This is a genomic window from Streptomyces sp. NPDC057543, from assembly GCF_042801895.1.
In the GTDB taxonomy this organism is placed as follows: domain Bacteria; phylum Actinomycetota; class Actinomycetes; order Streptomycetales; family Streptomycetaceae; genus Streptomyces.
Genome location: NZ_JBHVFF010000378.1, coordinates 1 through 6870 on the forward strand (window position 1 = coordinate 1; position 6870 = coordinate 6870).

The 6870-nt window shown below is 71.2% G+C and carries 4 protein-coding genes and 1 pseudogene; 1 reads left to right on the forward strand and 4 read right to left on the reverse strand.

The features are described from left to right. Positions 1 to 68: 68 nt before the first annotated feature. Positions 69 to 1538: a S28 family serine protease gene (locus ACFU8Q_RS37475; RefSeq protein ID WP_384463414.1), complete on the reverse strand. Its 1470-nt coding sequence runs from the start codon at positions 1536 to 1538 to the stop codon at positions 69 to 71. A 99-nt stretch (positions 1539 to 1637) separates the two neighbouring features. Further along, positions 1638 to 2075: a hypothetical protein gene (locus ACFU8Q_RS37480; RefSeq protein ID WP_384463423.1), complete on the reverse strand. Its 438-nt coding sequence runs from the start codon at positions 2073 to 2075 to the stop codon at positions 1638 to 1640. A gap of 162 nt (positions 2076 to 2237) precedes the next feature. On the opposite strand from ACFU8Q_RS37480, the gene ACFU8Q_RS37485 reads away from it, so the two are divergent. Then, positions 2238 to 2744 carry a hypothetical protein gene (locus ACFU8Q_RS37485; protein WP_384463417.1) on the forward strand — a complete coding sequence of 169 codons (507 nt, stop codon included), beginning with the start codon at positions 2238 to 2240 and terminating at the stop codon, positions 2742 to 2744. 22 nt (positions 2745 to 2766) lie between these two features. Here ACFU8Q_RS37485 and ACFU8Q_RS37490 read toward each other — a convergent pair whose 3' ends face one another. Together ACFU8Q_RS37490 and ACFU8Q_RS37495 are read right to left on the reverse strand one after the other, a co-directional pair. Beyond that, a complete protein-coding gene (locus ACFU8Q_RS37490; RefSeq protein ID WP_384463420.1) occupies positions 2767 to 6540 on the reverse strand; it encodes an ABC transporter ATP-binding protein in 3774 nt (1257 codons plus the stop codon). Positions 6541 to 6654: 114 nt separating this feature from the next. Beyond that, positions 6655 to 6870, reverse strand: a pseudogene (locus ACFU8Q_RS37495) (dihydrolipoamide succinyltransferase); the annotation flags it as partial.

The following is a 6870-nucleotide window of genomic DNA, read 5'->3' on the forward strand; positions in this document are numbered from 1 at the left end:
GTGCACCCGCACAGCCCCTTCCTTCCCCTTGGTCTCCTTTTGTTGGTACGGCTTCGCGCAAGGAACGGTTACGGCCGCAGCCCGCGCTCGTTCATCACGTCCCGCTTGTCGAGCCGTGCGTCGAACTTCGCGAGCGGCTTCGCCTTCGCCGGGTCGTCCCGCACGGCGGCCGGGGCGACGCCCGCCCAGCGCAGGATGGCCGCCGTGGCCTTCGCCTTGTCGTCGGCGGCGAGGCCGGCCACGTTCGAGCCGTGGTTGCCGCCCGCCACGGTCATGACATAGCTGTCCCGGGCGCCCGCACCGAGCCGGAAGCGCTCCGCGCCCCACGGGTCGTTCTCCCCGTACACGTACAGCATGTGGTTGGCGTGCTGCTTCACCCAGTTGTCGACGTCGCGCATCACCGACGGCTGGAACTTCATCGGGATCGAGCGCGGCACGAAGTTGCGCGGCGGCTGGTACCCGTACCGGCTGAGGTCGCCGAGCCACGGCTGCTTGATGTTCGGCGAACCGAGCTGGGTGCCCGCCTGGTAGTAGTACGGGGTGTACTTCTCCAGGCCCTGGTCGGTGTAGGCGGAGAAGCCGGAGATCGAGTCGATCGAGTCCCAGATCGCCTGGTCTGGGGCGTTCTTGGCGTCGGCCGGGATGGTGTCGCAGTCGGACAGCAGGCTGTACTGCCAGTACGCCCAGACGTAGTCCATGACGACGGCTTCGTACGCCCGGTCGAGCGAGCCGGTGGTATCGAAGGTGTAGCCGCGCGCGGCGGCGTACTCCTGGTACTTCTTCTCCAGCGGCTCACGGCGGACCAGCGCCTCGCGCTGCACACCGTTCAGCCTGTCGCGGCACTCCTTGGTGCCGACGTTCTCGAAGAACCGGTCGTACGCCGAATCCTCCTTGTTGACCACGTCGTTGGGCGCGACGTACGCGACGACACCGTCCATGTCCTCGGGGTAGAAGCGCTCGAAGTAGGTGGCGGTCATGCCGCCCTTGGAGCCGCCGGTGGTCAGCCAGTTCTTGGTGTAGATCTGCTTCAGCGCGGTGAAGACGCGGTGCTGGTCGCTGGCGGCCTGCCAGATGTCGAGCTTGGACCAGTCGGCGGGCGACGGGCGGGACGGGGTGAAGAACCGGTACTCCAGAGAGACCTGGTTGCCGTCGACGATCCGGGTCGGCTCGGAACGACTGGGGTTCGTGGAGACGTTGTAGCCGCTGGTGAAGAAGACCGTCGGGCGGGACGTGTCCTTGTGCAGCAGGGTGATGCGCTGCTGGAAGGTGCCCTTGGACGGGTGCCGGTGATCGATCGGCTGGGTGTAGTCGAGGACGAAGTAGCGGTAGCCGTCGTACGGCTTCTCCTCGATGAGGCGCATTCCCGGGATGGCCAGGATGCGGTCCTTGATGTCCGTGCTCGTGCCGCTGTCACTGCCGACCGTGCTCCGGAACGCGGCCGGTTCCGCGGCGGTGGCCGCCCCGGCCGAGGCACCCGTCGCACTCACCGTGCCGATGAGCACCGCGAGCGACAGGAACCCTCTGAGCGCCTTACGCATGCACCCTCCCCAAGATTCACAACAGACGCCGTGAACCTAGCGGGGCAACACCTGCGCCGCCAGCCCCCGTCGGCCCGGGAGAATCACGGGCCGGGGCCGTCAGCAGAGAATCCAGCCCGTGGAACCGGACTTTCCGGAAATCGTGGCCGAGGCCCGGACGCACCGGTTCAGCGCGTGGACCGTCACCGGGCCGGCCTGTCGGGTGTACCGGCCCCTGTCGACGACGGGGCCGCCGCCGCGCGGCTGGAGCGTCACGGACATCGTGCGGCGCGAGCCCGGCTTCTTGGCGACCGCGACGGCGCAGGCATAGGAGCGGCTCTTGAAGACGCGCAGCTCACCGGTCTTGAACGTGACCGTCTTCGCGGGGCGCCCGGCGCAGACCGTTGCGGCATCGGCGCTCTTCGCCGCGGTACCGGTCAGCACCAGACCGACGACGGCCACCAGCGGCAGCACGAACAGCCGCGCAAGGGTCCGGCGCGGTCCGTCCCGTCCGCACCGGCCGGTCTTTCCGGTCCCTCTGATCACCAGCAGTCCCATCGTCAGATCGAAACCCACGCCCATGTTCGACACATGTGCGTACATGCGTACGACGCAGGAGGCCATCCGGAGGTTGCATCAGGCGTACTCCGCTATCAGGGCAACCAAATCGCCACAGCATGGGTCCAACGGGGCGGATCCACACGAAAGGCAGGAACTGTCATGCTCCAACTCCCGAGCGCCCGAGCCCCCCGCGCCCGGCGCGTCATCGGCCGGACGCTGTTCGCCACCGCTCTCCTCACTGCCGTCACCGCCGTCGCCGTGGTCCCCGCCGCCACGGCCGCCCCGCAGGCCCCGGTTGCCGCGGCGCCGGCCCGCAGCGAGGCCGGCGCCCCGGCCTTCCAACAGGTTGCCCACTTCTACGCCGCCTACATCGATGCCGTCACGGCGAAGGGCGGCGGCGAACTGGCCACCTCCCTGAGGTCGTTCTATCTGACCCCCCAACTGCGCACCCAACTGGCCGACTGGGAGCGGCGCAACCACGCGGACGGCGTGCTCCGCGCCCAGAACACCCCGCTCGGCTTCCGGGTCACCTCGGGCGACAGCGGCGCGGGTCACACCTGGTCGACGGTGCGGCTCACCTGGAGCAAGGGCAAGCACCCCACGTACTCGTACCTGACCGTGCGGTCGGACCTGCGCACCTACAAGATCTCCGGCATCGGCGAGTGACACCGGGGGGCGGGCCCGGCACTCACACTCCGGCGGGCTCGTCCTCCCCGATGAAGGTGCGCCACAGCACGGCGTAGTGCCCTTCCCTGGCGAGGAGTTCGTCGTGCGTGCCGTCCTCGACGACCCGGCCGTGGTCCATCACCACGACCCGGTCGGCGCGGGCGGCCGTGGTCAGGCGGTGGGCGACGACCAGGGTGGTGCGGCGGCCGGTGAGCCGGTCGGTCGCCTGGTTGACCAGGGCCTCGCTGGCCAGGTCCAGGGAGGCGGTCGCCTCGTCGAGCAACAGGACGTCCGGGTCGACGAGTTCGGCGCGGGCGAGCGCGATCAGCTGGCGCTGGCCAGCCGAGAGGTTGCGGCCCCGCTCGGCGACCTCGTGCAGGTAGCCGCCGTCCAGCGTGGCGATCATGTCGTGGGCGCCGACCGCCCGCGCCGCCGCCTCCACCTCGGCGTCGCCGGCCTCGGGCCGCCCGTACGCGATGGCGTCGCGGACCGTACCGGCGAAGAGGTACGCCTCCTGCGGTACGACCCCGAGCCGGTGCCGGTACGCGGTGAGGTCGAGGCGGCGCAGATCGGTGCCGTCCGCCGTGACCCGGCCGCCCGTCGGATCGTAGAACCGGGCGACGAGCTTGACGAGGGTGGACTTCCCCGCACCCGTCTCACCCACGAACGCGACCGTCTGGCCGGCCGGGATCCGCAGGTCGACACCGCTGAGGGCCTCCTCGGCGTCGTCGCCGCTCCCGTACGCGAAGGACACGTCCTCGAAGGCGATCTCGCCGCGCAGCGACAGCACGTCCAGCGGTTCGTCCGGGGCGTCGGTGGAGGTCGGCTCCCGCAGCAGCTCCTGGATGCGGCCGAGGGAGACGGTGGCCTGCTGGTAGCCGTCGAAGACCTGGGAGAGCTGCTGCACCGGGGCGAAGAACAGGTCGATGTACAGGAGGTACGCGACCAGCGCACCGGTGGTGAGCGTGCCGTTGTCGACCCGGCCCGCACCGACGATCAGGACGGCGGCCGCGGCCACCGACGACAGCAGCTGCACGAACGGGAAGTAGACCGAGATCAGCCACTGACCGCGGACCCTGGCCTCGCGGTAGTGGTCGCTGCGCTGCGCGAACCGGTCCGCGCCGTCGCGCTCGCGGCGGAACGCCTGCACGATCCGCAGCCCGGAGACGGACTCCTGGAGGTCGGCGTTGACGACACTGATGCGTTCCCTGGCCAGCTCGTACGCCTTGACGCTCTTGCGGCGGAAGAAGAACGTACCGATGACCAGCACGGGCAGCGTCGCGAAGACGACGAGGGCCAGCTGTACGTCCAGGACCAGCAGCACGACCATGATGCCGAAGAAGGTGACGACGGAGACGAAGGCCGTGACCAGACCGGTCTGCAGGAACGTCGACAGCGCGTCCACGTCCGTCGTCATCCGGGTCATGATGCGACCGGTCAGCTCGCGTTCGTAGTAGTCCAGGCCGAGCCGTTGGAGCTGCGCGAAGATCTTCAGCCGCAGTGAGTACAGCACCCGCTCACCGGTCCGGCCCGTCATGCGGGTCTCGCCGATCTGCGCCGCCCACTGCACGAGCACGACCACCAGGGCCAGCGCGGAGGCCGCCCAGACGGCACCGAGTGCGAGCTTCGAGACACCCTGGTCGATGCCGTGCCGGATCAGTACGGGCAGCAGGAGCCCGGCGCCCGCGTCCACCGCCACCAGCACCAGGCTCACCAGGAGCGGCAGCCCGAAGCCGCGCAGCAGCCTGCGCAGTCCGTAGGACTCCTCGGCGCGGACGGCCCGTGCCTCGTCGATGTCGGGTGTGTCGGTGGCCGGGGGCAGCGCCTCGACCTGGGCGAGCAGTTCGGGGGTGGCGGGCATGCTGGCCGCCCCGGTGTCGCGCGGCTCCTCCTCGCGGACCCACAGGCGGGGGCTGATGCCGCGCTCGGCGTCGAACTCGGCGTCCAGTTCCTCCTGGAGCGCTCGGTCGTCCTCGGGGGTGGTGTCGGCGGTGGTGGTCGGCGGACGGTGTCCGGGCGAGGTGCCGCCCAGCTCGTCCGGGTCGGTGAGCAGCCGCCGGTAGAGCGCGGAGCGGCGCTCCAGCTCCTCGTGCGTACCGATGTCGGCGAGCCTGCCGTGTTCCAGGACGGCGATCCGGTCGGCGAGGCCGAGGGTGGAGCGGCGGTGGGCGATCAGGAGGGTCGTCCGCCCGGCCATCACCTGGCGCAGCGCCTCGTGGATCTCGTGCTCGACGCGGGCGTCGACGGCGGAGGTGGCGTCGTCGAGGAGGAGCAGCCGGGGGTCGGTGAGGATGGCGCGGGCGAGCGCGACGCGCTGGCGCTGGCCGCCGGAGAGGGTGAGTCCGTGCTCGCCGACCTTGGTGTCGTAGCCCTCCGGCAGGTCGGCGATGAACCGGTCGGCCTGGGCGGCGCGGGCCGCTTCCTCGATCTGTTCCTGCGTGGCGTCGGGGAAGCCGTAGGCGATGTTGGCGCGGACGGTGTCGGAGAACAGGAAGCTGTCCTCCGGCACGAGGCCGATGGCGGCGCGCAGGGACCGCTGGGTCAGCTCGCGGACGTCGTGGCCGCCGACCAGGACGGCGCCGTGGGTCACGTCGTAGAAGCGGGGCAGCAACAGCGAGACCGTGGACTTGCCGCTGCCGGAGGCACCGACGACGGCGACGGTCTCACCGGGCTCGATGGTCAGCGAGAAGCCGTCGAGGACGGGGCGGCCGTCGGCGTACCCGAACCGCACGTCGTCGAACTCGACGCTCGCGGGGGCGTCGGCCGGGAGTTCCTTGGTGCCGTCCTTCATGGTCGGCTCGGTGTCGATCAGTTCCAGTACGCGTTCGACGCCGGCCCGGGCCTGCTGTCCGACGGTGAGGACCATGGCGAGCATCCGGACCGGGCCGACGAGCTGGGCGAGGTACGTGGAGAACGCGACGAACGTGCCGAGGGTGATCTCGCCGCGGGTGGCGAGCCAGCCGCCGAGGGCCAGCATCGCGACCTGGCCGAGCGCCGGGACGGCCTGGAGGGCGGGGGTGTAGCGGGCGTTCAGCCGGATCGTCCGCAGCCGCCCGGCGAAGAGCCTGCGCCCGACCTCGCGCAGCTTGCCGGTCTCCTGCTCCTCCTGCCCGAACCCCTTGACGACCCGGACCCCGGACACGGCCCCGTCGACGACTCCGGCGACGGCGGCGGCCTGCCCCTGGGCATACCAGGTGGCGGGGAAGAGCCGGGCGCGGGAGCGGCGGGCGATGTACCAGAGGGCGGGGGCGACGGCGACCGCGACGAGGGTGAGCGGCAGCGAGAGCCACGCCATGATCACCAGGGAGATGAGGAAGAGCAGCACGTTCCCGATGGTCATCGGGAGCATGAACAGGAGTCCTTGGATCAGCTGGAGGTCGCTGGTGGCGCGCCCGACGACCTGCCCGGTGGACAGCTCGTCCTGCCGCTTGCCGTCGAGGCGGGTGATCGTCCCGTACATCTCGGTGCGGAGGTCGTGCTGCACGTCGAGGGCGAGGCGGCCGCCGTAGTAGCGGCGGATGTACGTGGCCGCGTACACCAGCACGGCGGCGGCTACGAGGAGCCCGGTCCAGACGGCGAGGGACCGCGTGTGGTCGCCGACGACGTCGTCGATGATCACCTTGGTGATCAGCGGGACGAGGGCCATCACCGCCATGCCGGCGAGCGAGGAGCCGAGCGCCAGCAGCACATTGCGCCGGTAGCGCCACGCATAGCCGCTCAGCCGCCGAGCCCAGCCCGGCGCCCGTCCCGCGCCCTCTGTGCCTCTCGCGTCCACAGCGTCTTCTGCGTCCGTCACCGATGCCTCCCCGTTCGAGCTGGTCTACCGGATGGCACCAACGCGGTGGGCAGCGGATTTCATCCCGCTGTTACAAAGACGGGTCCTTCGGCGTAGGCGGGTCCGTCGACCGGTCTACGCCCGGTGCGCGGCCCAGGCCCGCCGCGGCGACACGATGCGGGTGGCGTTCACCGGGGCCGGGCGGTCGGCCGGTGACCGGGGCCGGGCCGCCGGCGGGTGACCGGGGGCGGGCGGTCGGCCGGTGCCGGGGGCGGGCCGCCGGCGGGTGACCGGGGCCGGGCGGTCGGCCGGTGCCGGGGGCGGGCCGCCGGCGGGGACCGGGGCCGGGCG